The organism is Frigoribacterium sp. PhB160 (assembly GCF_003751785.1).
Lineage (GTDB): Bacteria > Actinomycetota > Actinomycetes > Actinomycetales > Microbacteriaceae > Frigoribacterium.
The window spans coordinates 280,686-305,330 of the sequence record NZ_RKIE01000003.1 but is presented as its reverse complement, the minus strand read 5'-3'; the positions used below and the strand labels follow the sequence as shown (position 1 = coordinate 305,330).

Here is a 24,645-nt window from a genome sequence, read left to right as displayed (position 1 = left end):
CCCGAGACCGCGCGCTCATGAGCGGCGGTCGCATTAGCGTGGAACGACGGCGTCGGGCCGGCCGGTCGGCCGCCGCAGCCCGCACCGGAGGGGGACCCGCGATGAGCACGCGCAGCACCGCGCACGCGCCCCGTCGTGCCTCCCGCACCGCGGCCCCGCCCCGCCGCTCGACGTGGGCGCCGCCCGCCCGCGAGGCGCCGACCGAGGCCCCGCGCCGCACGTCGCGCCCGGTCGCGCCCCCGCAGCGCACCGCCCGTCCGGCGACGCCGCCCCGGCGGCGGGTGCCCGGCCACCGCGCCGCGGCGCCGTCGACGAACCGCGGTCGTCAGCTCCTCATCCGCGTCGTCGTGTTCCTCACCGCGGTGCTCGGCGTCAACTACGTCGTCTGGCGCTGGCTCGCCTCGGTGAACTGGGACTCGTGGTGGATCGCCGTGCCGCTCGTGCTCGCCGAGACGTTCAGCCTCGTCGACTCGCTGCTGTTCGGCCTGGGCGCCTGGCGGCTGCGCGAACGCGGCACCGCGCCTCCCCCCGACCCCGACGCCACCGTCGACGTGCTCGTCACGACGTACGACGAGCCCCTCGACCTCGTGATGCGCACCGCCCGGGCCGCCCAGCGCATCCGGGGCTCCCACCAGACCTGGATCCTCGACGACGGCGCCCGGCCCGCCCTCCGCGCCCTCGCCGAGGCCGAGGGCATCGGGGTCGTCACGCGGTCGAGCGCCTGGACCGCCGACGTGCCGCGGCACGCGAAGGCGGGCAACCTCAACAACGCGCTGATGGTCACCGAGGGCGAGTTCCTGCTCATCCTCGACGCCGACCAGGTGCCCGAGCCCGAGATCCTCGAGCGGACGCTCGGCTGGTTCCGGGACGACGACGTCGCGCTGGTGCAGACGCCGCAGTGGTTCGTCAACACGTCCGACAGCGACCCTCTCGGCAGCCAGGCGCCCCTCTTCTACGGTCCGATCCAGCAGTCGAAGGACGGCTGGAACGCCGCCTTCTTCTGCGGGTCGAACGCGATCCTCCGCCGCGAGGCCCTCATGCAGCTCGGGGTGTCGCGCTACGTGAGCGACGTCACCGTCGCCGTGCACCGCGCGGTGCGCTCGTCGCGCCGCATCCTCGACCGCGCCCTCGCCGCCCACCGCGACGAGCCCCGGGCCGTGCGCGCCCTCGAGGAGGTCTCGGCGGCCCTCGACGAGCTGCGCGCGGCCGTCGCCGCGGGCGACGCCCTCGCCGACGTCACCTGGGCCTTCCAGCGCCGGGTCGACGCCGTCCGCCGTGCCCTCAGCGACGAGGACATCGCCTCGCTGCGCGCCGACCTCGCCGAGCTCGCCGCCATGGCGGGCGAGCCCGAGGCGCTCGCCTCCGACGACGCGGCCGTCGACGCCGCGGTCGAGGCGCTCGGGCACGCCGACTGGTCGCCCCTCGGCGCGATCGAGTCGGTCAGCATGCTCGTCGCCGCCTTCGACGTCGGGCGGGAGGACGAGGCGCAGGCGATCATGCCCCTGGCGACCATCTCGGTCACCGAGGACATGGCGACCTCGATGCGCCTGCACGGCCTCGGCTGGCGCTCGGTCTACCACGACGAGGTGCTCGCGAAGGGCCTCGCGCCGGAGGACCTCCCGACGATGCTGACGCAGCGGCTGCGCTGGGCGCAGGGCACGATGCAGGTGCTCTTCCGCGAGAACCCGCTGCTGCAGCGCGGCCTCAGCTGGGGCCAGCGCCTCATGTACTTCTCCACGATGTGGAGCTACCTCTCCGGCTTCGCCGCGGTGGTCTACGTCGCGGCGCCCGTGCTCTACCTCTGCTTCGGCGTGCTGCCGGTCACGGCGTTCAGCGTCGACTTCTTCGCCCGGCTCGTGCCGTTCCTGCTGCTGAACCAGCTGCTCTTCCTCGTCGTGGCGGCGGGCCGGCCGACCTGGCGCGGGCAGCAGTACTCGCTCGCGCTCTTCCCGATCTGGATCCGCTCGGTCACGACCGCCTTCCAGAACGTCTACCGCGGCCGCTCGCTCGGCTTCGCCGTGACGCCGAAGACCCGCACCGAGGCGCACGTCCGCCGGTGGGACCTCGTCCGGCCGCAGCTGTTCGTCATGGCCGCGCTCGTCGTCTCGCTCGCGGTCGTCGGCGTCCGGTACGCGGCGGGCCAGGCCGAGGGAATCGCCCCGCTCGTCAACGTGGCGTGGGTGCTCTTCGACCTCGCCGTCTTCAGCATCGTCATCCGTGCCGTGTCGTACTCCGGGCCCCCAGAGCAGGACGACGGCACCGCATCGCAGGGCCCCGGCACGCCGGGGCAGGGAAGGGAGACCGCATGATCGAGTTCGACGTCCGCAAGGAGGAGGGCGGCACCGTCGTCGGCCCCCAGGGCCGCCTGACCATGGTGTCGGCACGAGCGTTCCGCGACACCGTGACCGAGGTCATCGAGCGCGACGGCGGCACGATCGTCATCGACCTCGCCGGGACGACGTTCGTCGACTCGTCGGGCCTCGGCGCCCTGGTCGCCTGCCTCAAGACGGCCCGCCAGGCCGGCGGCGACCTCCGCATCGCGGCCCCGACCGAGCAGGTCACGATGGTGCTCGGCATCACCAACCTCGACCGTGTGCTGCGCCCCCGCGCGACGGTCGACGAGGCCCTGCGTGGCTGAGACCGCCCGGCGCGAGCTCGTCGACGCCGACGTCGAGCTCGAGAGCCTGGAGCTCGTGCACGACCTGCTCGAGGAGTGGTGGCCGGCCGTCGGCGAGGTGCCGATGCAGCGACGGTTCGCGTTCGAGACCGCCGTCATCGAGATCGCCGGCAACGTGGTGGAGCACTCGCGTCGCCTCGACGGCGCGCCCGGGCGCCGGTTCAGCCTCGTGCTCGAGGCCGACGACCGCTCGCTGCGCGCGCGCTTCGAGGACAACGGCCTGCCGGCGCAGGTCGACCTCAGCACCGTCACGATGGCGAGCCTCGACGAGGAGGACGGCCGCGGTCTCGCGCTCGCCCTCGTCTCCCTCGACCGCCTCGAGCACCTCCTCGTCGACGGCAAGAACGTGTGGGAGCTGGAGTGCGGGCGGGCCTGAGCCGCCGCCTGCGCCGCTGGACGGCGACGGCGGCGGCGACCCTGGCGGTGCTCGCGGTGTCGGCCGCGCCCGCGATGGCCGCCGGCGATCCCGCGTCGCCGGCCCGCGCCTCCGCGTCGTCCTCGCCCGCCCCGACGGGCCCCGCGGCGACGGGCGGCGACGTGCTGTTCGGGCCCGAGCTCGACTGGGCCTCCGACGGGCCCGGCGGCTACCAGGAGCGCCTCGGCGAGACGCCGTCGCTCTACGCCGTGCGCATCGCCTACCCGCTCGACGAGCCGGCGCGCCAGCAATGGACCACGGCCGCGAGCGCCGCGGCCGAGCAGGGGGCCGTGCTCGTCGTGAGCCTCGAGCCGAGCGGGCCGCTCGCCGACCTCACCGCCGACGACGCGACGACCCTCGCGACCTTCGCGCAGGAGGTGCACGACGACTACGCGACCCGGCACCTGATCCGGTTCGCGGCCGAGATGAACGGCTCGTGGACTTCGTGGGGCCAGCAGCCGATCCGCTTCGGCGAGGCGTTCCGCACCGTCGCGGGCGCCGTGCACGCCGGCACCGACGACGCCGAGATGGTCTGGGCGCCCTCCTACGGCGCGGGCTACCCCTTCGACCGGGCCGGCGGTCGCATCGACGACCTCGCCGCCGACACGCTGCAGGCGCTCGACACCGACGACGACGGGGCGCTGACCGAAAGCGACGACCCGTACGGGCCCTACTGGCCGGGCGACGGCGCCGTCGACCGCGTCGGCCTCTCCCTCTACTACTTCGGCAAGGGAGCGCAGGAGGCGGCGGCCGGCACCGACGTGCCGCTCACCGAGAACTCCGCCCCCGTCGCGGGCGAGCTCGAGTCCCGCCTCGACGAGACGTGGGGCTACGTCCAGCCGCAGGCGCAGTCGTTCGTCGACCGCTTCTCGGTCGCCCGCGACCTGCCGCTGGTGCTCGACACGGGCGCCCTCTACGACCCCGACCTCGGCGGCGACGGCGAGGAGGCCGTCAAGCGCGGCTGGTGGCAGCAGGTGCTCACGGCGCTGCCGGCCCACCCGACGATCGACGCGGTGACCTGGCTCGAGTCCGAGCGCGAGGAGGCGGAGGCGGGAGGCGCCGTCGTCGACTGGCGCGCGACCGCCGACGCGACCCTCGCGACCGCGTTCCGCACCGATCTCGAGGCGTCCGGCCTGATCCGCTGGGGGCCGGTGACCGACCGCGTGACCCCGGAGGACGGCACCGTCGCCAGCGTGCAGGTGCGTCAGGACGTCGGCAACGGCGAGGCGATGGGCTGGATCGTCGCGATGGCGGGCGGGCTGGCGATCGCCTTCCTCCTCGCGGGGCTGGCCCGGCGCCTCCTGCCCTCGTGGCGGTACCCCGACGACGGCAAGCCCGGCCGCGACCTGCGCATCGACCTGTTCCGCGGCTTCATCATCATCATGGTCGTCGTCACCCACATCGAGGTGACGAGCCCGTGGTCGTTCGTCGCGCTCAAGGCGGTGGGCGGCATCACGGGCGCCGAGATGTTCGTGATGCTCAGCGGCATCGTGCTCGGCATGGTCTACCCGCTCGCGCTCCGCCGCGGCACCGAGTGGGGCGCCGCGGTGGCCTCGTTCGTCCGGGCCCGCAAGCAGTACGTCGTCGCCCTCGCCGTCGTGCTGCTCGTCTTCGTGCTCGGCTTCGTGCCGTTCATCGACACGAGCGCGATCACGACCTTCACCGACCGCGGCACCGGCGGCGGCGGGGGCGGCGCCCAGGGCCGCGTCTACGACCTCTACCCGAACGCCGACCGACTGCTCGACTACCCGCCGCCCTGGTACGCGGTGAAGCAGTTCCTCACCTTGCAGATGGGGCCGTGGCCGTTCAACATCATGGGCCTCTTCGTCGTGCTGAGCCTCGCGGTCCCCGCCCTCATGTGGCTCGTCAAGCGCGGCGCCTGGTGGGTCGTGCTGCTCGTCAGCTGGGCGCTCTACGGCCTGCACTACGCCTTCCCCGAGGCCCTGTCGATCGCCCCGCAGTTCGACGCGGTGTTCCCGCTCTTCATCTGGCAGGTGCTCTTCACGCACGGGCTCGTGCTCGGCTGGTACCGCACGCAGGTGACGAGGGCGCTGACCGGTCGCCTCGGCCTGGTGCTCGTGACGGCGTTCGTCGTCGGGTACGCGGCGTTCCTCGGCTACCTGTGGGCCGGGCACGCGTACGGCTTCACGCCGGCGCCGTTCCCGGCCGACCTGTACGACTCGCTCTACCTCGGCGGGTACCAGCGCATCGACCTGCAGTGGGGGCGGCTCGTCGACGTGGCGTTCGTCGTCGTCATCACCTACGCGCTGCTGACCGCGTTCTGGAAGCCGATCGCCGCCGCGACCAGCTGGCTGTGGGTGCCGCTCGGGCAGGCGAGCCTCTACGTCTTCATCGTGCACGTGTTCTTCGTGCTCGCCGTCGCCAACATCCCCGGCCTCGACCGGGCGAGCTGGTGGCAGGGCACGCTCATCCACACCGCGGTCATCGCGGTCATCTGGTGCCTCGTGCGGTGGAAGGTGCTGTTCAAGGTCATCCCGCGGTAGGCGGGCCGCGGGCCGCGGGCCGCGTCGGCGACGTCAGCTGACGGCGATGACGACCGCGGTGACGTCGTCGTCGACCAGCTGGGCGGCGACGCGCTCGGCGAGCGCGTCGAAGAACGCGCCGGGGTCGCGCGAGCCGAGCAGCTCCTCGCCGAGGCGGCGGAGGCTGTCGAGCGTCGAGTCGTAGGCGTCGAGGGCGCCGTCCGAGACCGACACGAGCACGTCGCCGTGGCCGACCGCGAGCCGGCCGACCTCCCACTCGTCGCCGTCGGAGACGAGCCCGAGCGGCAGGTTGCGCGAGTAGAGCCGGGTGCCGCGGCCGTCGGCGCCCAGGTGCATGGTCAGGCCGTGGCCGGCGTCGACGTAGCGGAGCTCGCCCGTGCCGAGGTCGAGCACGGCGTGGAAGACGGTGGTGAACGAGTCGCTGTCGCGCAGCCGGGCGCCGACCGCCTGCTCGGCCCGGCGCAGGGCCTCGGCCGGGTCGACCGCCCCGTGCGACTGCAGGTCGGCGACGACGGCCCGGGCGATGGCCCCGGCCGCCTCGCCCTTGCCCATCACGTCGACGAGGCTCACGACGAGGGTGCCGTCGATCTCGGCCCAGGCGCTCGCGTCGCCGCTGACGGTCCCGAACGGGATCGCGAGGGTCGAGACGCGGGCCTGGCCGCGCGGGCCCGGGACGGTGTCGGTCTCGGCGTCGGGCGCCGACGCGTCCGCCGCGTCCTGCTCGTCGGCCGCCGTGTCGTCGGTGCGGAGCTCGGCCTGGGCCCACTGCCCGAGGCGTCCGAGCAGGCCGCGCTCGTCGTCGTCGAGCGTGCGGGGCTCCTGGCCGTAGAGGCAGAGCGTCGCGACGGCCTCGCCGGTCTCGACCCGCAGCGGGACGCCGGCGTAGAAGCGCATGCCGTGCTCGGTGACGGCTGGCAGCTGCGACCACCGGGCGTCGGCCGCGGCGTCGGTGATCTCGAGCATGCCGGGCTGCCGCACGGTGTGCTCGCAGAAGGCGGTGCCGAAGGGCGTCGTGCCGAAGTCGACCCCGACGGGCTGCGACTTCGCGTGCAGCGCGTCCTCGCCCACGAGGTTGATGAGCGCGAGGTCGACCCCGAACTCCCGGCTGGCGAGGCGCGTGATCCGGTCGAAGCGCTCCTCGGCGCCGGTGCCGAGCAGGCCCAGGCGGTCGAGGGCGTCGCGACGACGCACGTCGTCGGCACGCTGGTCGGCGGCCGCGGCGTCGGGGCCGGGGGTCTCGGCGGCGGGGGCCGTCTCGGCGGTCATCGCGCGCCTCCGACGCTGTCGCGCAGCTGGCGCCGCAGGATCTTGCCCGACGCCGAGCGCGGCACCGAGTCGACGAAGGTGACGGCCCGCACCTTCTTGTGCGGCGCCACGCGCTCGGCCACCCAGCTCGTGACCGCGTGCTCGTCGAGCTCGGACCCGGCCGCGAGCACGACGAAGGCGGCAGGGATCTCCTGCCCCTCGGCGTCGGCCCCGGGCACCACCGCGGCGTCCCGGATGCCCGGGTGCCCGAGCAGCAGCCCCTCGAGCTCGGCGGGCGCGACCTGGTAGCCCTTGTACTTGATGAGCTCCTTGAGCCGGTCGACGACGAAGGTCGCGCCGAGGTGGTCGACCGTCACGACGTCGCCGGTGTGCAGCCACCCGTCGGCGTCGACCGTGGCCCGCGTCTCGTCGTCGCGGTCGAGGTAGCCGAGCATGACCTGCGGCCCGCGCACCCAGAGCTCGCCGGGCTCGCCCATGCCCTCGGCGGGCACGGGCACGTCGGCGCCGGTCTCGATCGACACGACGCGCATCTCGGTGCCCGGCACGGGGACGCCGACCGACCCGAGCGAGAGGTCGTCGCGGTCGAACGGCCCGACGTGGGTCACGGGGCCCGCCTCGGTCATGCCGTACCCCTGGCGGGCCCGCGCGCCGAGCCGCTCGCCGACCGCGGCCAGCAGGTCGGCGTCGAGGGGGGCGGCCCCGCTCAGCACCGCCCGCACGCTCGACAGGTCGTGCTCGTCGATCGCCGGGTGCTTCGCCAGGGCGAGCGCGACGGGCGGCGCGATGAACAGGTAGGAGGCGCGGTGCCCCTCGATGAGGCGCAGGTAGTCCCCGAGGTCGAACCGCGCCAGGGTCACCAGCGTGGCCCGGCGCAGCAGCGTCACGTCGAGCAGCACGGTGAGGCCGTAGATGTGGAAGAACGGCAGCACGGCCGGCACGACGTCGTCGGCGTGCACGTCGAGCGCGGCGGCGCTCTGCACGGCGTTCGCGACGAGGTTGCGGTGGCTCAGCCGCACGCCCTTGGGCAGTCCCGTGGTGCCGGACGAGTACGGCAGCACGGCGACCGAGCCGGGGTCGACGGTCACGTCGGGCACGGCGCCCGTCGAGGCGAGCAGGCGGTCGAGGTCGGTGTGGCCGTCGGCGCCGTCCAGCACGACGACCCGCTCGTCGGGCAGCCCCAGCGCCGCGGCCGCGGGCCCGGACTGCGGCAGGAGCGCGCCCGCCGTGACGAGCAGCACGGCACCCGCGTCGCGGAGCTGGCCCTCGACCTCGTGCGCCGTGCTGAGCACGTTGACGGGCGTGACGACGGCGCCGGCCCGCAGGGCGCCGAAGAAGGCGAGGGCGAAGCCGGGGGTGTTCGGGCTGTGCAGCGCGACGACGTCGCCCGGCCGCACGCCCCGCTCGGCGAGGCCCGCGGCGACGCGGTCGACCCCGTCGGCCAGCTGCCCGTAGGTCAGTCGCGCGCCCGAGAGCCCGTCGACGATCGCCGTGCGCTCCCTGTCGGCGGCGTCGAGGCCGCCGAGCACGAGCTCGGTCAGCGAGATGTCGGGCACGTCGAGGTGCGGCGTCCGGTCGGTCATCAGGCCCTCCTGACCAGGCTCCCCCTGAGCCCGTCCGCCTCCGACACTAGACCGGGGGCCAGGCGACACGCGTCGCCCGTTCGGGGGAGGCGCAGGCTCGGACGCAGGAGGATGGCGGGATGGACCCGATCGTCGTCAGTGCCCTCGTGCTGGTGCGCGACCGCCGCCTCCTCATGGTCACGGCCCGCGGCCGCGACGTGCTCTACCTGCCCGGCGGCAAGCGCGAGCCCGGCGAGGGCGGCGTCGACGCCCTCGTCCGCGAGACCCGCGAGGAGGTCGCCCTCGAGCTCGACCGCGCGAGCGTCCGCGAGCTCTCGACCGTGGTCAGCCAGGCCCACGGCGAGCCCGACGGGCGGGAGGTGCACATGACGCTCTACGCGGCCGAGCCGACGGCCGAGAGCCCGCCGGTCGCCGCGTCGGCCGAGGTCGGCGCCCTGCACTGGGTGACGAGCGCCGACGCGGGCCGCTGCCCGCCGGCCGGGGTCGAGACCCTGCGCCGCGTCGTCGCGCTCGGCCTGGTCGACTAGCTCGCCACCCCCGCCCCCGCCCTCGGGGCCGTCAGTGCACGTGCTCGAGCAGCGTCGTCCCCACCGTGCGCAGCGCCCCGGACACGCGGAGGCGGTGGCCCAGAGTCAGGTCGTCGAACGTCACGGTCACGGCGTAGGCCACGCCGCGGGCCGGGCCGCGCAGCACCCCGACCTCCGACCGCACCCCGCCGTCGATGCCCGCCAGGTGCACGAGCTGAAGGTCGTGGTCGAGGCGTCGGTGCGAGACCGGGTCGAGCCCGAAGGGCGCCGCCACGAGCGAGAGGTCGACGCCCAGGGACGCCCAGCCGAGGACCCGGCTGCTGACCGCGGCGTCGACCACCTCGCCGTGCGCGAGGCGGGCCGCGAGCGCGGCGAGCTCGCGGGTCGAGCCGACCGCGAGGGCAGGGGCGTCGTCGGGTCCGCGCTCGGCGCGGGCCACGTCGAGCAGGGCGGTGCGGCGGAGCCCGAGGGCGTCGGCCCGCGCCCGCACGGCGTCGAGTCCGACGAGCCCGATCAGGGCGTTGACCGCGGCGGGGTCGCGCAGGGCGCCGACGAGCGCGGCGGCGTCGGTCACGGCGAGCGAGCGGCGCTGCAGGTACGACCACAGCCCGCCGCCGCCCACGGCCGAGCGGTCGCCCGGCCCCGCCAGGCGCTCGATCTCGTCGAGCGGTCGCAGCTGCCCCGACTCGATCTGGGCGCTGACCTCGATCAGCAGCAGCACGACCCCGAGCTGGGCGATCGGCAGGGCGACCGACTCGTCGACGAGCAGCAGGTCGCTGCCGACGTCGAGGTCGACGACGGTCGCCGACACGGCGGCACCCTCGAGGGCCAGCTCGCCGAGGGCCTCGAACGCGGCGCCGAACGACTCGTCGTGGCGTCCGCCCCCGTGGCGTGGGCCGTCGTCGACCCCGCCCGCCGTCGCGCCTGCCACCCGGCGACCTCTACCAGATGGTGACGCGCTGGTCGGCGGGCAGCCAGAGCGCGTCGGACTCCGAGACGTCGAACGCCTCGTAGAACTCGTCGATGTTGCGGACGATCTGGTTGCACCGGAACTCGTTCGGCGAGTGCGGGTCGATCGAGAGGAGGCGGACGGCCTCCTCGTCGCGGATCTTCAGCTGCCAGGCCTGGGCCCAGCTGAGGAAGAAGCGCTGCACGCCGGTCAGCCCGTCGATCACGGGCGCCTCGGCGCCGTCGAGCGAGATCAGGTAGGCCTCGTAGGCGATCGAGAGGCCGCCGAGGTCGCCGATGTTCTCGCCGATGGTGAGCGCGCCGTTGACGTGGTGGTCGGGCACCTGCGCCGGGGCGAGGGCGTCGTACTGGGCGATGAGCGACGAGGTCAGCTTCTCGAAGGCCTCGCGGTCGGCGGGGGTCCACCAGTCGGTCAGTCGGCCGTCGCCGTCGTACTTCGACCCCTGGTCGTCGAAGCCGTGCCCGATCTCGTGGCCGATCACGGCCCCGATCGCGCCGTAGTTCGCCGCGGCGTCGCGTTTCTCGTCGAAGAACGGGAACTGCAGGATGGCGGCGGGGAAGACGATCTCGTTGAACCCGGGGTTGTAGTACGCGTTGATCGTCTGCGGCGTCATGAACCACTCGCCGCGGTCGATCGGCCCGCCGATCTTGCCCAGCTCGCGGTCGAAGCCGACGGCCGCGGCCGCGCGCACGTTGCCGAGCAGGTCGGTCGGGTCGACCTCGAGCGCCGAGTAGTCGCGCCACGTCTCGGGGTAGCCGATCTTCGGCGTGAACTTGTCGAGCTTGTCGAGGGCGCGGGCGCGGGTCTCGTCGGTCATCCACTCGAGGCCGGTGATGCTCTGGCGGTATGCCTCGACGAGGTTCGCCACGAGCACGTCCATCGCCGTCTTGGCCTCGGGGGCGAAATGGCGCTCGACGTAGATGCGGCCGACGGCCTCGCCGAGGGCGCCCTCGACGAGCGAGACCCCGCGCTTCCAGCGGGCGCGCTGCACGGGCGTGCCGGTCAGGGTGCGGCCGTAGAAGTCGAAGTTCGCCTGGACGAAGGCCGACGAGAGGTACGCGGCCGACGAGCGGACGACCTGCCAGCGCAGCCAGTCCTGCCACTCGGGCAGGCGCTCGTCGGTGAGCAGCCCGGCCAGGCCGGTGAGGAAGGAGGGCTCGCGGACGACCACCTCGTCGAACACGCCGGCCGGCGCGCCGACGGCGTCGCGCCAGGCGCCGAGGTCGACGCCCTCGGCGAGCGCCGCGGCCTCGGACCACGGCAGGAGGTTGTACGTGGCGTCGCTGTCGCGGGTCGCGACGTTGTCCCAGTGGTGGGTCGCGATCGCGGTCTCGAGGCCGACCACGCGCGACGCGCGGCCGGCGGCGTCGTCGAGGCCGGCGAGCGAGAGCATCCGCTCGACGAACGCGACGTAGGCGGTGCGCACCGACGCGAACTTCTCGTCGCGATAGTACGACTCGTCGGGCAGGCCCAGGCCGCCCTGCTCGACGAAGAGGACGTAGCGGCCGGGGTCGCCCGGGTCGTTGTCGACGAAGAGCTGCACGACGCTGGCGAGGCCCTGCTTCTCGAAGCTGCCGACGAGCGCGAGGAGCTCGTCGACGGAGGAGACGGCGCCCACGGAGTCGAGGAGCGACCGGATCGGGGTCGCGCCCAGCGCCTCCACCCGTTCTTCGTCGAGGAAGCTCGTGAAGAGGTCGCCGACCTTGCGGGCCTCGGTGCCCGGGTCGGCGTCCTGCGACTCGTGGATGATGTCGCGCACCGCCGCCTCGGCCTCTTCGGCGAGGACGAGGAACGAGCCGTAGCGCGCCTTGTCTTCAGGGATCTCGGTGCGGGCGATCCAGGAGCCGTTGACGTGCCGGAAGAGGTCGTCCTGCGGGCGCACCGCGGGGTCGAGTTCGTCGGTGGTGATGCCGGAGGGCAGGGCGTCGGTCGTCATGCCCGTCAGCCTAGGTGAGGCCGCCGACGTCGGGCCGGGCGGCACCGCCGCGAGCAGCACTCAGGAAATACGGAGGAAACCGGAGCCCCGATACAGTTCTGCGCATGGCCCTCCCCTGGACACTGCACGGCGACGGCAAGACCGTCGACCCCACCGAGATCGTCGCCCCGGAGGAGCGCCTCACCTGGCCCCGCACGATCGGCCTCGGCGGCCAGCACGTCGTCGCCATGTTCGGCGCGACCTTCCTCGTGCCGATCATCACCGGCTTCCCGCCGAGCACCACGCTGCTCTTCTCCGGCATCGGCACCCTGCTCTTCCTGCTGATCACGAAGAACCGCCTGCCGAGCTATCTCGGCTCGTCGTTCGCGTTCCTCGCGCCGATCGCCGCGGCGCAGGAGGTCGGCGGCATGCCCCTCGCCCTCAGCGGCATCGTCGTGGTCGGGGCCCTGCTCGCGGTGGTCGGCCTCGTCGTGAACCTCGCCGGCACGCGCTGGATCGACGCGCTGCTGCCTCCCGTCGTCAGCGGCGCGATCGTCGCCCTGATCGGCTTCAACCTGGCACCGGCCGCCCGCGACAACTTCGCGAAGTCGCCCGGCATCGCCCTCGTCACGCTCGCGGCGGTGGTGCTCAGCGCCGTGCTCTTCCGTGGCCTGCTCGGCCGGCTCTCGATCTTCGTCGGCGTCGTCGTCGGCTACGTCGCGGCGGTCGTCGCGGGCGCCGTCGACTTCAGCGGCGTGGCCGACCAGCCCTGGGTCGGCCTCCCGACCTTCACCGCGCCGGCGTTCGACATCGCGCAGCTGCCGATCTACCTCGGCTTCCTGCCCGTCGTGCTCGCGCTGATCGCCGAGAACGTCGGCCACGTCAAGGGCGTCGGGCAGCTGACCAAGCGCAACCTCGACCCGCTCACCGGCCGGGCGCTCTTCGCCGACGGGCTCAGCACCGTCATCGCGGGGCTCGGCGGCGGCTCGGCCACGACCACCTACGGCGAGAACATCGGCGTCATGAGCGCCACGCGGGTCTTCTCGACCGCCGCGTACTGGATCGCCGGCGTCGTCGCGATCCTGCTCGGCCTCTCGCCGAAGATCGGCGCCGTCATCTTCACCATCCCGCCGGGGGTGCTCGGCGGCGTGACGACGGCGCTGTACGGCCTCATCGGCGTGATCGGCATCCGCATCTGGGTCGAGAACGAGGTCGACTTCAGCCGGCCGAAGAACCAGCTGACGGCGGGCATCGCGCTGATCATGGGCATCGCCGACTTCACGCTCGCGCTCGGCGGGGCGAGCTTCGGCGGCATCATCCTCGGCACCGTCGCGGCCATCGTGGTGTTCCACCTGATGAGCGCGATCGGCAGGCTGCGGGGCACCGACTGAGCCCGCGCCTCCGGCTGGCCCCGCGCCTCCGGTCGCCCCTCGACCGCGAGATCCTGCGGCTGGCGGTGCCGGCCCTCGGGGCGCTCGTCGCCGAGCCGCTGTTCCTGCTGACCGACACCGCCCTGGTCGGTCACCTCGGCTCGGTCCCGCTGGCCGGGCTCGGCGTCGCGAGCGTGATCCTGCAGACCGCGCTCGGGCTGCTGATCTTCCTCGCCTACGCGACGACGCCGACGGTGGCCCGACGGCTGGGAGCGGGCGACCGGCGGGGGGCGATCCGGGCCGGCATCGACGGCCTCTGGTTCGCCGTCCTCGTGGGCGTGGTGCTGGCGGTCGTCGGCGCGGTCGCCGCGCGGCCGCTCGTCGGCCTCTTCGGCGTCGACGGCGACGTGGCGCGGGCCGCCGCCACCTACCTCTCGGTGTCGCTCATCGGGCTGCCGGGCATGCTGCTCGTCGTCGCCGCGACCGGGCTGCTCCGCGGCCTGCAGGACACGCGCACCCCGCTCGTCGTCGCCACGGTCGGCTTCGCGGCGAACGCCGGGCTCAACGCGCTCTTCCTCTACGGCTTCGGCTGGGGCATCGCGGGCTCCGCGGCCGGCACGGTCGTCGCGCAGTGGGGCATGGCCGCGGTCTACGTCGTCATCGCCGTCCGGGCCGCCCGCGAGGTGGGCACCGACCTGCGACCGGGCCTCGCCGGCGTGGGCCGCACGGCGCGCTCGGGCGCCTGGCTGCTGCTCCGCAACGCGGGCCTCCGCGCAGCGCTCGTCGCGACCGTCGCGGCTGCCGCCGCCTCGGGGGTGGCCGGCCTCGCCGTCATCCAGATCGCGCTGACCCTCTTCAGCACGCTGGCCTTCGCCCTCGACGCCCTCGCGATCGCCGGGCAGGCGATGGTCGGGCACGCGCTCGGCCAGGGCGACCGCGACCGGGTGCGGGCGGTCACGCGTCGCCTGATGCTCTTCGGCGTCGGCGGAGGAGTGCTGCTCGGCGCCCTGCTCGCCGCCCTCGCCCCGGTGCTGGCGCCCGTCTTCAGCAGCGACCCCGGGGTGCGGGAACTGCTGCCGCCCGTCGTCGTCGCGATGGCCGTCGGCATCCCGCTGGCCGGCTTCGTCTTCGTGCTCGACGGCGTGCTGCTCGGCGCCGGCGACGCCCGCTACCTCGGGCTGGCCTCCGTCGTGAGCGTGCTCGCCTACCTCGCGATCCTGATCCCGCTGGAGGCGCGGGTCGCCCCCGGCGCGTCCGGCGCCGTCGCCCTGTGGCTGGCCTTCGGCCTCGGATACGTCGGTGCCCGGGCGATCACCCTCGCGTGGCGCGCCCGCTCCGACGCGTGGCTGGTCGTCGGCGCGCGCTGACCCGTCCGCCCCGCGGCGCTACCGCGGCGTGCTCGCGAGCCCCGACTTCGCCCAGGTCGCCGGCGTCCGTCGCTCGAGGTGGTCGACGAGGTGGTCGTAGCCCTGCGCGAGCCCGTTCGTGGCGAAGAGCCGCGTGCCGTCGACGTCCTTCGCGATGACGCCGCCGTAGCTGTTCTTCAGCGGCACGTACGCCGCGACGTCGTCGAGCAGCACCTCGCGCTCGGCCCGGAAGCCGCTCCGCACGCGCACCCGGTCGGGCAGCGCCTCGATGCGCGTCCGGGTCATGGCGCTGGCGAGCAGCACGAACGCCACGCCGCCGAGGAGGATCGCGATCGCCGAGACGACGGCCCCGACGGGCAGGGCGTCGTCGGGGTCGGCGAGGGCGACCAGGCTCACCAGGCTGAACAGGCCGCCCACCACGATGAGGACGACGCCGACGGTGCGGATGACCACGCGCTGCCAGCGGCGCGGTCGCACGGTGAACAGCACGCCGGTCTCCGCGTCGGCCACGGGCCAGCTCTTGCCGCGGCGACGGTCACCGCGCCGCACCGCGGAGGTGACGGCGATCGGGATGACGAGGGCCGCGACGAACGCGACGGAGACAGACAGGACTGTTATCCACACACCGCGATGATAGGGCGGCCCGGCGAGACCAGCACGGTCAGACCCGCGGCGGCCCCGTCGTCGCCCCGGCCCGGAAGACGCTCGTGAACGTCGTCGACTCGACCGGCTCCCCCGCGAGCAGCGCGAGCACCGCGCGTCCCGCGGCCCGCCCCTTCTCGACGGCGGGCTGCACGACGGTCGTGAGGTTCGCGGCACGCGGGTCGTCGAGGCGCACGCCGTCGTAGCCGACCACGCTGAGGTCGCCCGGCACCGAGAGCCCGAGCTCGTCGGCGGCGGCGATGACGCCCGAGGCGAGCAGGTCGCTCTGCGCGATGATCGCGGTGGGCCGCTCGGCGGCGGGCACGTCGAGCAGCAGGCGGCCGGCGCGGGCCCCCTCGGAGGTCGCGCTGCCCGTCGTCACGACGCCCCCGACGCCCGGGTAGACGAGCCGGGCCCCGCGCAGCCGCTCGAGGCTGGTGAAGGCCGTGCCCGCGGCCACGCGCTCGTCGGTGATGGGCCCGAGCCACCGGGTCGGGCCGAGCTCCAGGGCGACGACGGCGACGCGGCGGTGCCCCAGGTCGTGGAGGTGCTGGGCCAGCAGCCGGGACGCGCCGACGTTGTCCTCGCCGATGTCGAGCACGCCCTCGAGCGGCTGCGCCTCGATCGAGACGATCGGGATGCCCCGGCGGCGGACCACCGCGACCGACTCGTCGAGCCTCGTGCTGCAGCCGAACAGCACGACGGCGTCGAGGGGCGCGTCGAGCAGGCGCGAGGTCTCGCCCTCGGTCTCCGTCAGCAGCAGGAGGGAGTTGTCGGCCGGCCCGGTCACGTCGGCGATGCCGTCGAGCATCGCGATGTTGACCGGGTCGCGGAAGGCGTTGCTCAGGGTGTCCTCGAGCACGGCGCCGACGATGCCCGAGCGACCGCGGCGCAGCGAGCGGGCCCGCGGGTCGGGCCCGCCGTAGCCGAGCTCGGCCGCGACGGCGAGCACGCGGGCGCGGGTCTCGTCCGAGACCGGCCCCGCTCCGCTGAACGCGAGGGAGGCGGTGCTCGCGCTCACCCCCGCCGCTCGCGCGACCGCGGCGAGGGTCGGCCTCGCGGCGACGGCGCCCTCCTGACGGATCATGGTGCCGCAGCCTAGCCGACGGGGCGGAGCGGGTCGGGAGGGTCCTCGGCGGCCCGGCACGCGCCTCCTTGCGGGGCTCCGCGACGTCGGTTAGCGTGGTGATCGAATCGATTCGATCACCGACCGGGCGCCCCGCCGCCCGCGACGGTCGGACCGACGCCGACCAGCCCGTGCACCGACGTCCGAAGGCCCCTCAGACATGACCGCAGCAGCCACGACCGCCCGCACCTACGACGGCGGGCTCACCCGTCGCCAGGTGGTGATGTGGCGGAACGCCCTCTTCGTGGTCTTCGGCCTCTCCGGCCTCGGCATGGCGACCTGGCTCGGCCGCGTGCCGGCGATCCGCGACATCCTCGGCGCCTCGACGCTCGAGATGGGCCTGCTCGTCACCGGCCTCAGCGTCGGCTCGATCGTCGGCATCACCCTCTCGAGCCACGTCATCGCGCGCCTCGGCGCCCGCCGCACGGTGCTCGTCAGCCTGGTCGTGGCCGCCGTCGGCCTCGTCGTGGCCGGCCTCAGCGCCGACCTCGGCGTCGGGTTCGCCGGCATCGTCCTCGGCCTCGCGGTCTTCGGGTTCGGCAACGGCACGTGCGACGTCGCGATGAACGTCTCCGGCGCCGCCGCCGAGCGGGTGCTCGGGCGCACGGTCATGCCCCTCTTCCACGCGGCCTTCAGCCTCGGCACGATGGTCGGCGCGCTCATCAGCGCCGGCGCCGAGCGCGCGGGCGTCGCGGTGTCGCTGCACGTCTCCGTCCTCGCCGTCGTGATCGCGGCGGTCACGGTCGTCGTCACGCGCTGGATGCAGTCGGAGGACCTCGGCCACGGGGCCGCCGACCAGCTCGACGACGCCGCGGCCCCCGGCGGCTGGCGCTCGCGCCTCGCGGTGTGGAGCACGCCCGGCACCCTGCTCATCGGCCTCATCGTGCTCGGCATGGCGACCGCCGAGGGCTCCGCCAACGACTGGCTCGCCCTCGCCATGGTCGACGGGCACGGCCTCAGCAACTCGGGCGGCGCCGTCGTCTTCTTCGTCTTCGTGACGGCCATGACGGTGGCCCGCGTGGCCGGCTCGCCCCTGCTCGACCGGTTCGGGCGGGTGCCGATGCTGCGCCTCTCGGCCGCGGCGGCCATCGTCGGGCTGCTGCTCGTGATCGTCGCCCCGGCCCCGTGGCTCGCCGTCGTCGGCGTGGTCTTCTGGGGCTTCGGGTCGGCCCTCGGCTTCCCGGTCGGCCTGTCGGCCGCGGCCGACGACTCACGGAACGCGGCCGCCCGAGTGAGCGCCGTCGCGACCATCGGCTACGTCGCGTTCCTCGCGATGCCGCCGATCATCGGGTTCCTCGGCGAGCACGTGGGGCTGCTGAACGGCCTCTACGTCGTGCTCGTCCTCATCGTGGTCGCCGGCCTCGCCTCCGGCGCCGCGCGGGAGCCAGGGCGTCAGGCCCGCGGCTCGTCCGCGCCGCAGGCGACCGAGTAGTCGGCCACGCCCTCCCGCGACGACTCGGACTCACGGCCGGAGGTCCTCTCGGGTCGCCTCGGGGCATCTCCCCGGGGGCTGACCTGGACGCATCTCGCATTCCACATCGTGTCGAGGGTGACGCGAGCGATCATCAGGGACGCGACCCGCGCCTCCTCGCCCCCGGCCCGTAGGATCGTCGGGTGCGCCTCGTCATAGCCCGCTGCTCGGTCGACTACGCCGGCCGCCTCTCCGCCCACCTGCCCCTCGCGACCCGCCTGCTCATGGTCAAGAGGGACGGCAGCCTGCTGGTGCACTCCGACGGCGGCAGCTACAAGCCGCTCAACTGGATGAGCCCGCCGTGCACCATCAGCACCCTCGAGCCCGACGCCGACCAGGCGGAGGCGGGGGTCACGCAGCTCTGGAAGGTCACGCAGGCGAAGACCGCCGACATCCTCGTCGTGTCGATCCACGAGGTGCTGCACGACTCGCAGCACGAGATGGGCGTTGACCCGGGGCTCACGAAGGACGGCGTCGAGGCCGACCTGCAGAAGCTGCTGGCCGAGCAGATCGACCTGCTCGGCGAGGGCCACACCCTCGTCCGCCGCGAGTACATGACGGCGATCGGGCCCGTCGACATCCTCGCCCGCGACGCGTCGGGCGGCGCGGTGGCCGTCGAGCTGAAGCGCCGCGGCGACATCGACGGCGTCGAGCAGCTGACGCGCTACCTCGAGCTCATGAACCGCGACCCGCACCTCGCCCCGGTGACCGGCGTCTTCGCCGCGCAGGAGATCAAGCCGCAGGCCCGCACGCTCGCGCACGACCGCGGCATCCGCACGCTGCTGCTCGACTACGACGCCATGCGCGGCATGGACGACTCGCACTCGCGCCTGTTCTGAGCACCGGCCGGAGGCGCGGGCGGGGGGTGCCGGGTGCGCCCGGACACCCTCGCCGCACCCTTTGGCGAAATGTACATATCACCGTAGGATGACTCCCGGCCGACACCGGCCCCGTCGCCCGCCCCCGCCCCGGTCGGGCGACGCCACGTCCGACCTCGGGAGACCCGTGCACTCGCCCATCTTCGACTCGATCGTCGCGCGCCGCGACGCCACCCCGATCTTCGAGTCCGTCTCCGGCTCGTTCCCCGCCTGGGGAGGCCCCGACGGACACCGCACCGAGCACGGGCGCGACGGCCTCGGCGAGCGCGGGCCCCGCCACCTCGGCCACCAGCGCGGCGCCGCCGACGGCACCGGGGCCGCCCGCTCCTAAGCTGGGGACGATGACTCTCCCCTACACCGCCGTCCTCTACGACCTCGACGGCACGATCGCCGACTCGGCCCCCGCCATCACGGCGAGCCTCGCGCACACCATCGCCGCGCTCGGACTGCCCGTGCCGCCGGCCGACGAGATGCTCGCCTGGGTCGGTCCGCCCCTGCCGCAGAGCTTCGAGGTGCGCCTCGGCCTCTCCGGCGACCGCCTCGTCGAGGCCATGCGGCTCTACCGGGCGCACTACCTCGAGCACGGCGCGCTCGACAGCCCCATCTACGAGGGCATGCCCGAGCTGATGGCCGCGGTGCACGCCGCCGGCATCCCGACCTCGACGGCGACCTCGAAGCCCGAGACCCCGGCCACGGCGATCCTCGTCGCCCACGGCCTCGAGAAGCACCTCGACGTCATCACGGGAGCGTCCGACGACGAGGTGCGCAACACCAAGGCCGACGTCGTCGAGGAGGCGCTGCGTCGCCTCCGCGCGCGCGGTGCCGACCTCTCCCGTCCCGTCCTCGTCGGCGACCGGCACCACGACGTCGAGGGCGCGGCCGTGCACGGCGTGCCGACCATCGCCGCGGGCTGGGGCTACGGCGACGCCGCCGAGCACGTCGGGGCCGTGGCCGTCGCGGCCGACGTGCACGAGCTCGCCGAGCTGCTCGGCGTCTCGATCGGCGACCGCGCCCTGCGCGGCGCGGAGTGAGCCGCGCCGGCGGGTCGGTCGTCCGCTCCGCCCCCGTCTGGCTGCTGACCCTCGCGATCGTCCTGATCGCGCTCAACCTCCGCGGCCCGATCGTCGCCACGGCGCCCGTGCTCGACCAGATGAGCGCCGACCTCGGCCTCGGGGCGGTCGTCGCCGGGCTGCTGACGAGCATCCCGGTGCTCTGCTTCGCCCTCGCCAGCCCGGCCGCCTCGGCCCTGATCGTCCGCGCCGGGCCCGAGCTCGCCGTGACGATCGGCCTCGTCGGCGTCGTGCTCGGCACGGTGCTGCGCGCCCTCGGCTCGGAGTCGTGGCTCTTCATCGGCACGATCGTCATCGGCGTGGCCATCACGATCGGCAACGTCGTGCTCCCGGTGGTCATCCGCCGCGACTTCAGCCCCGAGCGGGCGGGCTTCGTCACGGGCATCTACACGTCGGCCCTCAACGTCGGGTCGATGATCACGTCGCTCGCGACCGCGCCGATCGCCGCCGTCGTCGGCTGGCCGCTCGCCCTCGTCACGTGGGGCCTCATCGCGATCGTCGCCGGGGTCGTCTGGTGCGTGGCGGTCGGGCCGCGACTGGCCCTCACCGGGGCGGCCAGGAAGGGCGGGGCGAGCGGTCCCGACGAGGCGGCGCGCGCCTCCGGCGCCTCGGACGTCCTCACCGGGGGCATCTCGGTCGTCGACGAGGCGAGCGCCGCGAAGGACGCCGCCGACCGCCGCCGACCGCTGCTGCGCCGCTGGACGACCTGGGGCCTCACCCTCGCCTTCAGCGGCCAGGCCTTCTCGTACTACGGGCTGACGGCGTGGATGCCCACGCTGCTGCGCGACGAGGTCGGCCTCACGCGCAGCGCGGCCGGGGCGAGCTCGTCGGTGTTCCAGATCCTCGCGGTGGTAGGGGCGCTCGGCGTGCCGCTGCTCGCGCTCAAGGTCCGGCCGTCGTGGGTCATCGCGCTCGTCGCCCTGTTCTGGACGGCCATGCCGCTGGGCCTGCTCTTCGCCCCGGAGCTGTGGCTGCTCTGGTCGGTCTTCGGCGGGGCGGCGCAGGGCGGCGGCATCACGATCATCTTCATCGTCATCGTGCGCATGGCGTCGACCGACGACGACGCGCGGCGGCTGTCGGCCCTGGTGCAGGGCGGCGGCTACGGCATCGCCGCGCTCGGACCGCTCGCGATCGGCGGGCTGCACGACGTGACCGGCGGGTGGCAGGTGCCGATGGTCGGCGTCTTCGCGTCGGTGCTGGTGCTCGGCGTCAGCGGCGTGCTGTCGTCACGGGGGGTGCGCTAGCGGCGCTCGCGCGTCGGCGTGGAGCCGCGCGTCAGCGTGGAGCCGTGCGTCAGCCGCGCCCGAACAGCGTCTCGATCGTGAGCGGCGCGTGCCCCGTCAGGTCGCGCACCGCCGTCGTCACCGCCGACACCTCGCCGGACGCGATCGACGTGTAGGTGCTCACCCACGCGTCGGCCTGCCACGGCTCGGGCTGCCAGCGCTGTCGCGACTCGTAGGCCTCGTCGAGGGTCTCGGGGTGGTACGTGATCGGCCGGCCGAGCACGACGCCGAGCCGGGCGGCGACCTCGGAGAGCGTCAGCGCCTCGCTGCCGGTCAGCTCGTAGCGGGCGCCGGCGTGCTCGTCGGGGCGCTGCATCACGACCGACGCCACGTCGGCGACGTCCGCGCGGGCGACGGCGGCCACCCGGCCCTCGCCGGCCGGGCCGCGCAGCACCCCGTCCTCGCCGGCGAACTCGGGCAGCACGTCGAGGTAGAAGCTGTCGCGGAGGATCGTCGTCGCCATGCCCGACTCCGCGAGGCGCTGCTCGGTGGCCCAGTGGTCGCGGGCGAGGGTGAAGACGGAGTCGGGCGCCGCGCCCTGGAACGACGTGTAGACCACGTGCCGCACGCCCGCCTCCGCGGCGGCGTCGACGAAGTCGAGGTGCTGGGCCCGGCGGTCGGGCGCCTCCGCCGCCGAGACCATGAAGAGCACGTCGACCCCACGCAGCGCCTCGACCGAGGCGGCGTGGTCGCCGTAGGACGCGACGACGACCTCAGGCTCGGCGCCCTCCAGCCGCGGGGCCCGGGCCGCGTCGCGGACGACGAGCCGCAGCGGCACGCCCGCGGCCGCGAGCGTGCGGGCCACGCGGCCGCCGACGGCGCCGGTCGAGCCCGTGACGGCGACGAGGCCGGGGGCGGAGGGGGACGAGGAGGCGCTGGTGACGGTCATCGGCCCAGCCTGCCCGCCCCGCGCCTCCTGCGCCCTCCGCCCCGGGGCCGACGTGCCCCGCCCCCGCCCGACCCGGTCGTGACCGGCCCCGTGAGCACGATGATGAGACTCGTCATCGACTGGGCCCGCGGCCTGTCGGGGCACGGCCCTCGACGGTAGATTCGACGTCGCCCTCGGCACCCGACGAGGCCCCCGACACGGTCCTGCCCCGCGGCACGGACGAGGAGGCACCATCCCCATGGCGCACGACCACTCGCACGGCCACATGGCGGCCGACGGCCGTCGGCTGCGCCTGGCCATCGTCGTCATCGCGGTCGGCCTCGTGGCGCAGCTGCTCGGCGCCGTCCTCTCGGGCTCGCTGGCCCTGCTCGCCGACAGCGGGCACATGTTCTCCGACCTCGCCGGCCTCGTCATCGCGCTCGTGGCGACGATCGTCGCCGCCCGCCCCGCGAGCGGGCGCCAGACCTACGGCTACCGTCGCGCCGAGGTCTTCGCGGCGCTCGTCAACGGCCTCGTGCTCGTCGCGGTCTCGGTGTCGGTCGCCGTCGCCGCGGTCGGCCGACTGCTCGACCCGGGTCAGCACGAGGTGCTGGGCGTGCCGATGCTCGTCGTCGGCCTCGTGGGCGGCGCGACGAACGTCGTCGCCCTGCTCGTGCTGCGCGGCGGAGCCACCCACTCGATCAACATGCGCGGCGCCTACCTCGAGGTGCTCGGCGACCTGCTCGGCTCGGCCGCGGTCGTCGTCGCGTCGGTGGTCGTGCTGACGACCGGGTTCGTGCAGGCCGACTCGGTCGGGTCGATCATCATCGCGGCGATGATCGTGCCGCGTGCCTGGTCGCTGCTGCGCGAGGCGCTGCGGGTGCTCTTCGGCTCGGCGCCGGGCGACATCGACCTCGACGACGTCCGCTCGCACATCGCGGGGACCCCGGGCGTCGTCTCGGCCCACGACGTGCACGCCTGGCAGATCACGAGCGGGGCGACGGTCTTCTCCGCGCACGTCGTGGTCGAGCGCGAGGTGTTCTGCGACATGAAGGTCGACGAGACGCTCGACGCCCTCGACAAGTGCCTCGCGGCGCACTTCGAGGTCGAGCACGCGACGTTCCAGCTCGAGCCGGTCGACCACGCCGAGCACGAGCGGTCGACGCACGTCTGACGCGGGCCGTGCGGCTCGGGCGGACCCGCCCGCCTCGCGCGAGGAGCTCGGAGGGCTCGGCTAGAGCTCGTCCTCCCACGGCAGCGCCTCGGCGCGAGCGACGGGAGCGAGCGGCACGACGACGACCGGCCGGTGCTGCCGGTGGCTGAGGTGCAGCGCCACGCTGCCGGCGAAGAACTCCCGCACGCTGCCGCGGAGCCCCGCTTCCCGGCTGCCGACGACGATCATCGGCGCGTCGACGCGCTCGGCGAGGACGCCCAGCACGCTCGCGGGCTCCCCCACGAGGGCGAACGGGGCCAGCTCGACGCCGTGGGCGCGGGCGATCGGGGCGAGCCGCGCCTCCAGGGCGGGGTCGAACTCGATCTCGGCGGCGTAGCTGTCGGGATCGAGGGGGTACGAGAGCACGGTGCCGTCGATGCCCTCGGCGAACGCCATGCGGTCGGGCTCGACGGTCACGCAGGCGAGGCCCGTGCCGAACCGCGCCGCGAACTCGGCGGCGCGCTCGACCACGGCCACGGCGGTCGTCGGCACGACGCCCACGACGACGAACCCTCGGATGCTGCCCACGCTGCCGTCCATGCCGCACAGTGTCGCACCGCAGGAGGCGCGGGTCGACCCCCAGTCCCGCCCGCCTGCCCGATGTCGGCGGCCCGGAGCAGACTGGCGGCATGTGCGGCCGCTACGTCATCGCCCGAGCCACCTCCGACCTGCTGCCGAGCCTGCTCGACGGGCTCGGCGACCTGCCCGACGACTTCAACGTCGCCCCGACGACCGCGGTGCCGGTCGTCCGCGAGCGCCACGGGTCGCGCGAGATGCCCCTGGCCCGCTGGGGGCTGACGCCGTCCTGGTACCCCGACCTGAAGAAGAGGCCCCAGCCGATCAACGCGCGCATCGAGACGGTCGCGACGAGCGGCATGTTCCGTCGGCCGTTCGCGCAGGCGCGCTGCATCGTGCCGGCGCTCGGCTACTACGAGTGGGTCGTCACCGAGACCGGCAAGCAGCCGCACTTCATCCACCAGCCCGGCACGGGGCTCGCGATGGCGGGCGTGATGAGCGCGTGGCCCGATCCGGCGAAGGCCGACGACGACCCCGACCGGTGGGTGCTGTCGATGTCGGTCATCACCCGCGACTCGCACGTCTCGCCGGGCGAGGTGCACGACCGAATGCCCGCCTGCCTGGCACCCGACTCGTACGACGACTGGCTCGGCGACCACCTCGGCACCGACGAGCTGCTGCAGCTGCTCGACCGCGACTCGTACGAGGTGGCGCACGACCTGGTGCACCACGAGGTCAGCCGCGACGCGAACAACGTCCGCAACAACGGCCCGCGCCTCATCGAGCCACTCCCCTGACGGCCTGCGCCGCAGCAGCGGCGGCGCAGTCGACGAGCACTCGAACGAAAAAAAGGCCCCCCCGAGGGAGAGCCTTTTTCGTTCGCGTGCGCGAGGGGGGACTTGAACCCCCACGCCCTTTCGAGCACTGGCACCTGAAGCCAGCGCGTCTGCCAATTCCGCCACTCGCGCGAACTCGAGAACACTAGCA

General features: G+C 74.3%; 22 protein-coding genes and 1 tRNA gene. 14 read left to right on the top strand and 9 right to left on the bottom strand.

Translation table 11 applies throughout. The features are described from left to right. Positions 1–101: 101 nt before the first annotated feature. Genes EDF38_RS14480 through opgC form a run of 4 tightly spaced genes read left to right on the top strand, consistent with a single transcriptional unit; the run spans position 102 to position 5,596 of the window. Positions 102–2,309, top strand: a complete 2,208-nt coding sequence (locus EDF38_RS14480) for a glycosyltransferase family 2 protein (RefSeq protein WP_199734754.1) — start codon at positions 102–104, stop codon at positions 2,307–2,309. Next, on the top strand, positions 2,306–2,638 hold the full coding sequence (locus EDF38_RS14475; protein ID WP_123356604.1) for an STAS domain-containing protein: 333 nt from the start codon (positions 2,306–2,308) through the stop codon (positions 2,636–2,638). The genes EDF38_RS14480 and EDF38_RS14475 overlap by 4 nt, the downstream gene beginning before the upstream one ends. Then, positions 2,631–3,053 (top strand): ATP-binding protein, encoded by a 423-nt coding sequence (locus EDF38_RS14470; RefSeq protein WP_123356602.1) that lies wholly within the window; start codon positions 2,631–2,633, stop codon positions 3,051–3,053. Before EDF38_RS14475 ends, EDF38_RS14470 begins: the two co-directional genes overlap by 8 nt. Further along, on the top strand, positions 3,038–5,596 hold the full coding sequence (gene opgC, locus EDF38_RS14465; protein WP_233572479.1) for an OpgC domain-containing protein: 2,559 nt from the start codon (positions 3,038–3,040) through the stop codon (positions 5,594–5,596). Before EDF38_RS14470 ends, opgC begins: the two co-directional genes overlap by 16 nt. A gap of 33 nt (positions 5,597–5,629) precedes the next feature. Here opgC and EDF38_RS14460 read toward each other — a convergent pair whose 3' ends face one another. Both EDF38_RS14460 and EDF38_RS14455 read right to left on the bottom strand, forming a co-directional pair. Next, positions 5,630–6,862 (bottom strand): GAF domain-containing SpoIIE family protein phosphatase, encoded by a 1,233-nt coding sequence (locus tag EDF38_RS14460; protein ID WP_123356600.1) that lies wholly within the window; start codon positions 6,860–6,862, stop codon positions 5,630–5,632. Next, the gene (locus EDF38_RS14455; RefSeq protein WP_123356598.1) at positions 6,859–8,442 is read right to left on the bottom strand and encodes an AMP-binding protein; all 1,584 of its coding nucleotides are present in this window, start codon (positions 8,440–8,442) and stop codon (positions 6,859–6,861) included. Before EDF38_RS14455 ends, EDF38_RS14460 begins: the two co-directional genes overlap by 4 nt. A gap of 119 nt (positions 8,443–8,561) precedes the next feature. Here EDF38_RS14455 and EDF38_RS14450 point away from each other — a divergent pair, with 119 nt between their 5' ends. Beyond that, positions 8,562–8,969 carry an NUDIX domain-containing protein gene (locus EDF38_RS14450; protein ID WP_123356596.1) on the top strand — a complete coding sequence of 136 codons (408 nt, stop codon included), beginning with the start codon at positions 8,562–8,564 and terminating at the stop codon, positions 8,967–8,969. Between the two features lie 31 nt (positions 8,970–9,000). Here the strand turns inward: EDF38_RS14450 and EDF38_RS14445 are convergent, their stop codons facing one another. Together EDF38_RS14445 and EDF38_RS14440 are read right to left on the bottom strand one after the other, a co-directional pair. Next, positions 9,001–9,900, bottom strand: a complete 900-nt coding sequence (locus EDF38_RS14445) for a serine hydrolase (RefSeq protein WP_123356594.1) — start codon at positions 9,898–9,900, stop codon at positions 9,001–9,003. A 10-nt stretch (positions 9,901–9,910) separates the two neighbouring features. After that, positions 9,911–11,875, bottom strand: coding sequence for a M13 family metallopeptidase (locus EDF38_RS14440; RefSeq protein WP_123356591.1), 1,965 nt, complete (start codon positions 11,873–11,875; stop codon positions 9,911–9,913). A 104-nt stretch (positions 11,876–11,979) separates the two neighbouring features. Between EDF38_RS14440 and EDF38_RS14435 the strand changes: the two genes are divergently transcribed. Both EDF38_RS14435 and EDF38_RS14430 read left to right on the top strand, forming a co-directional pair. Next, positions 11,980–13,245, top strand: coding sequence for a uracil-xanthine permease family protein (locus EDF38_RS14435; protein ID WP_123356589.1), 1,266 nt, complete (start codon positions 11,980–11,982; stop codon positions 13,243–13,245). A gap of 59 nt (positions 13,246–13,304) precedes the next feature. Beyond that, a complete protein-coding gene (locus EDF38_RS14430; protein ID WP_123357037.1) occupies positions 13,305–14,591 on the top strand; it encodes an MATE family efflux transporter in 1,287 nt (428 codons plus the stop codon). Positions 14,592–14,609: 18 nt separating this feature from the next. On the opposite strand, the gene EDF38_RS14425 is transcribed toward EDF38_RS14430, so the two are convergent. Together EDF38_RS14425 and EDF38_RS14420 are read right to left on the bottom strand one after the other, a co-directional pair. Further along, entirely contained in the window at positions 14,610–15,215 is a 606-nt protein-coding gene (locus tag EDF38_RS14425) for a hypothetical protein (protein WP_123356587.1), read from the bottom strand. A gap of 37 nt (positions 15,216–15,252) precedes the next feature. Then, positions 15,253–16,320, bottom strand: coding sequence for a LacI family DNA-binding transcriptional regulator (locus EDF38_RS14420; protein WP_123356585.1), 1,068 nt, complete (start codon positions 16,318–16,320; stop codon positions 15,253–15,255). Positions 16,321–16,519: 199 nt separating this feature from the next. On the opposite strand from EDF38_RS14420, the gene EDF38_RS14415 reads away from it, so the two are divergent. The 5 genes from EDF38_RS14415 (at position 16,520) to EDF38_RS14390 (ending at position 21,022) form a co-directional block, all read left to right on the top strand. Beyond that, positions 16,520–17,791 (top strand): MFS transporter, encoded by a 1,272-nt coding sequence (locus tag EDF38_RS14415; RefSeq protein ID WP_123356582.1) that lies wholly within the window; start codon positions 16,520–16,522, stop codon positions 17,789–17,791. Between the two features lie 182 nt (positions 17,792–17,973). Beyond that, on the top strand, positions 17,974–18,669 hold the full coding sequence (gene nucS / locus EDF38_RS14405; protein ID WP_123356578.1) for an endonuclease NucS: 696 nt from the start codon (positions 17,974–17,976) through the stop codon (positions 18,667–18,669). Between the two features lie 166 nt (positions 18,670–18,835). After that, the gene (locus tag EDF38_RS14400) at positions 18,836–19,039 is read left to right on the top strand and encodes a hypothetical protein (protein ID WP_123356576.1); all 204 of its coding nucleotides are present in this window, start codon (positions 18,836–18,838) and stop codon (positions 19,037–19,039) included. Positions 19,040–19,049: 10 nt separating this feature from the next. Further along, positions 19,050–19,739 (top strand): HAD hydrolase-like protein, encoded by a 690-nt coding sequence (locus EDF38_RS14395; RefSeq protein WP_123356574.1) that lies wholly within the window; start codon positions 19,050–19,052, stop codon positions 19,737–19,739. Then, on the top strand, positions 19,736–21,022 hold the full coding sequence (locus EDF38_RS14390) for a CynX/NimT family MFS transporter (RefSeq protein ID WP_233572477.1): 1,287 nt from the start codon (positions 19,736–19,738) through the stop codon (positions 21,020–21,022). The genes EDF38_RS14395 and EDF38_RS14390 overlap by 4 nt, the downstream gene beginning before the upstream one ends. Positions 21,023–21,071: 49 nt before the next feature. On the opposite strand, the gene EDF38_RS14385 is transcribed toward EDF38_RS14390, so the two are convergent. Then, complete coding sequence (locus tag EDF38_RS14385; RefSeq protein WP_123356573.1) at positions 21,072–21,950, bottom strand: SDR family oxidoreductase; 879 nt, start codon at positions 21,948–21,950, stop codon at positions 21,072–21,074. Positions 21,951–22,188: 238 nt separating this feature from the next. Here EDF38_RS14385 and EDF38_RS14380 point away from each other — a divergent pair, with 238 nt between their 5' ends. After that, complete coding sequence (locus tag EDF38_RS14380; protein ID WP_123356572.1) at positions 22,189–23,103, top strand: cation diffusion facilitator family transporter; 915 nt, start codon at positions 22,189–22,191, stop codon at positions 23,101–23,103. Between the two features lie 60 nt (positions 23,104–23,163). Here the strand turns inward: EDF38_RS14380 and EDF38_RS14375 are convergent, their stop codons facing one another. After that, the gene (locus EDF38_RS14375; protein ID WP_123356570.1) at positions 23,164–23,682 is read right to left on the bottom strand and encodes a universal stress protein; all 519 of its coding nucleotides are present in this window, start codon (positions 23,680–23,682) and stop codon (positions 23,164–23,166) included. Positions 23,683–23,771: 89 nt separating this feature from the next. Between EDF38_RS14375 and EDF38_RS14370 the strand changes: the two genes are divergently transcribed. Next, on the top strand, positions 23,772–24,455 hold the full coding sequence (locus EDF38_RS14370) for an SOS response-associated peptidase (protein WP_123356568.1): 684 nt from the start codon (positions 23,772–23,774) through the stop codon (positions 24,453–24,455). An 87-nt stretch (positions 24,456–24,542) separates the two neighbouring features. On the opposite strand, the gene EDF38_RS14365 is transcribed toward EDF38_RS14370, so the two are convergent. Further along, positions 24,543–24,626 (bottom strand) — tRNA-Leu (locus tag EDF38_RS14365). Positions 24,627–24,645: the final 19 nt, after the last annotated feature.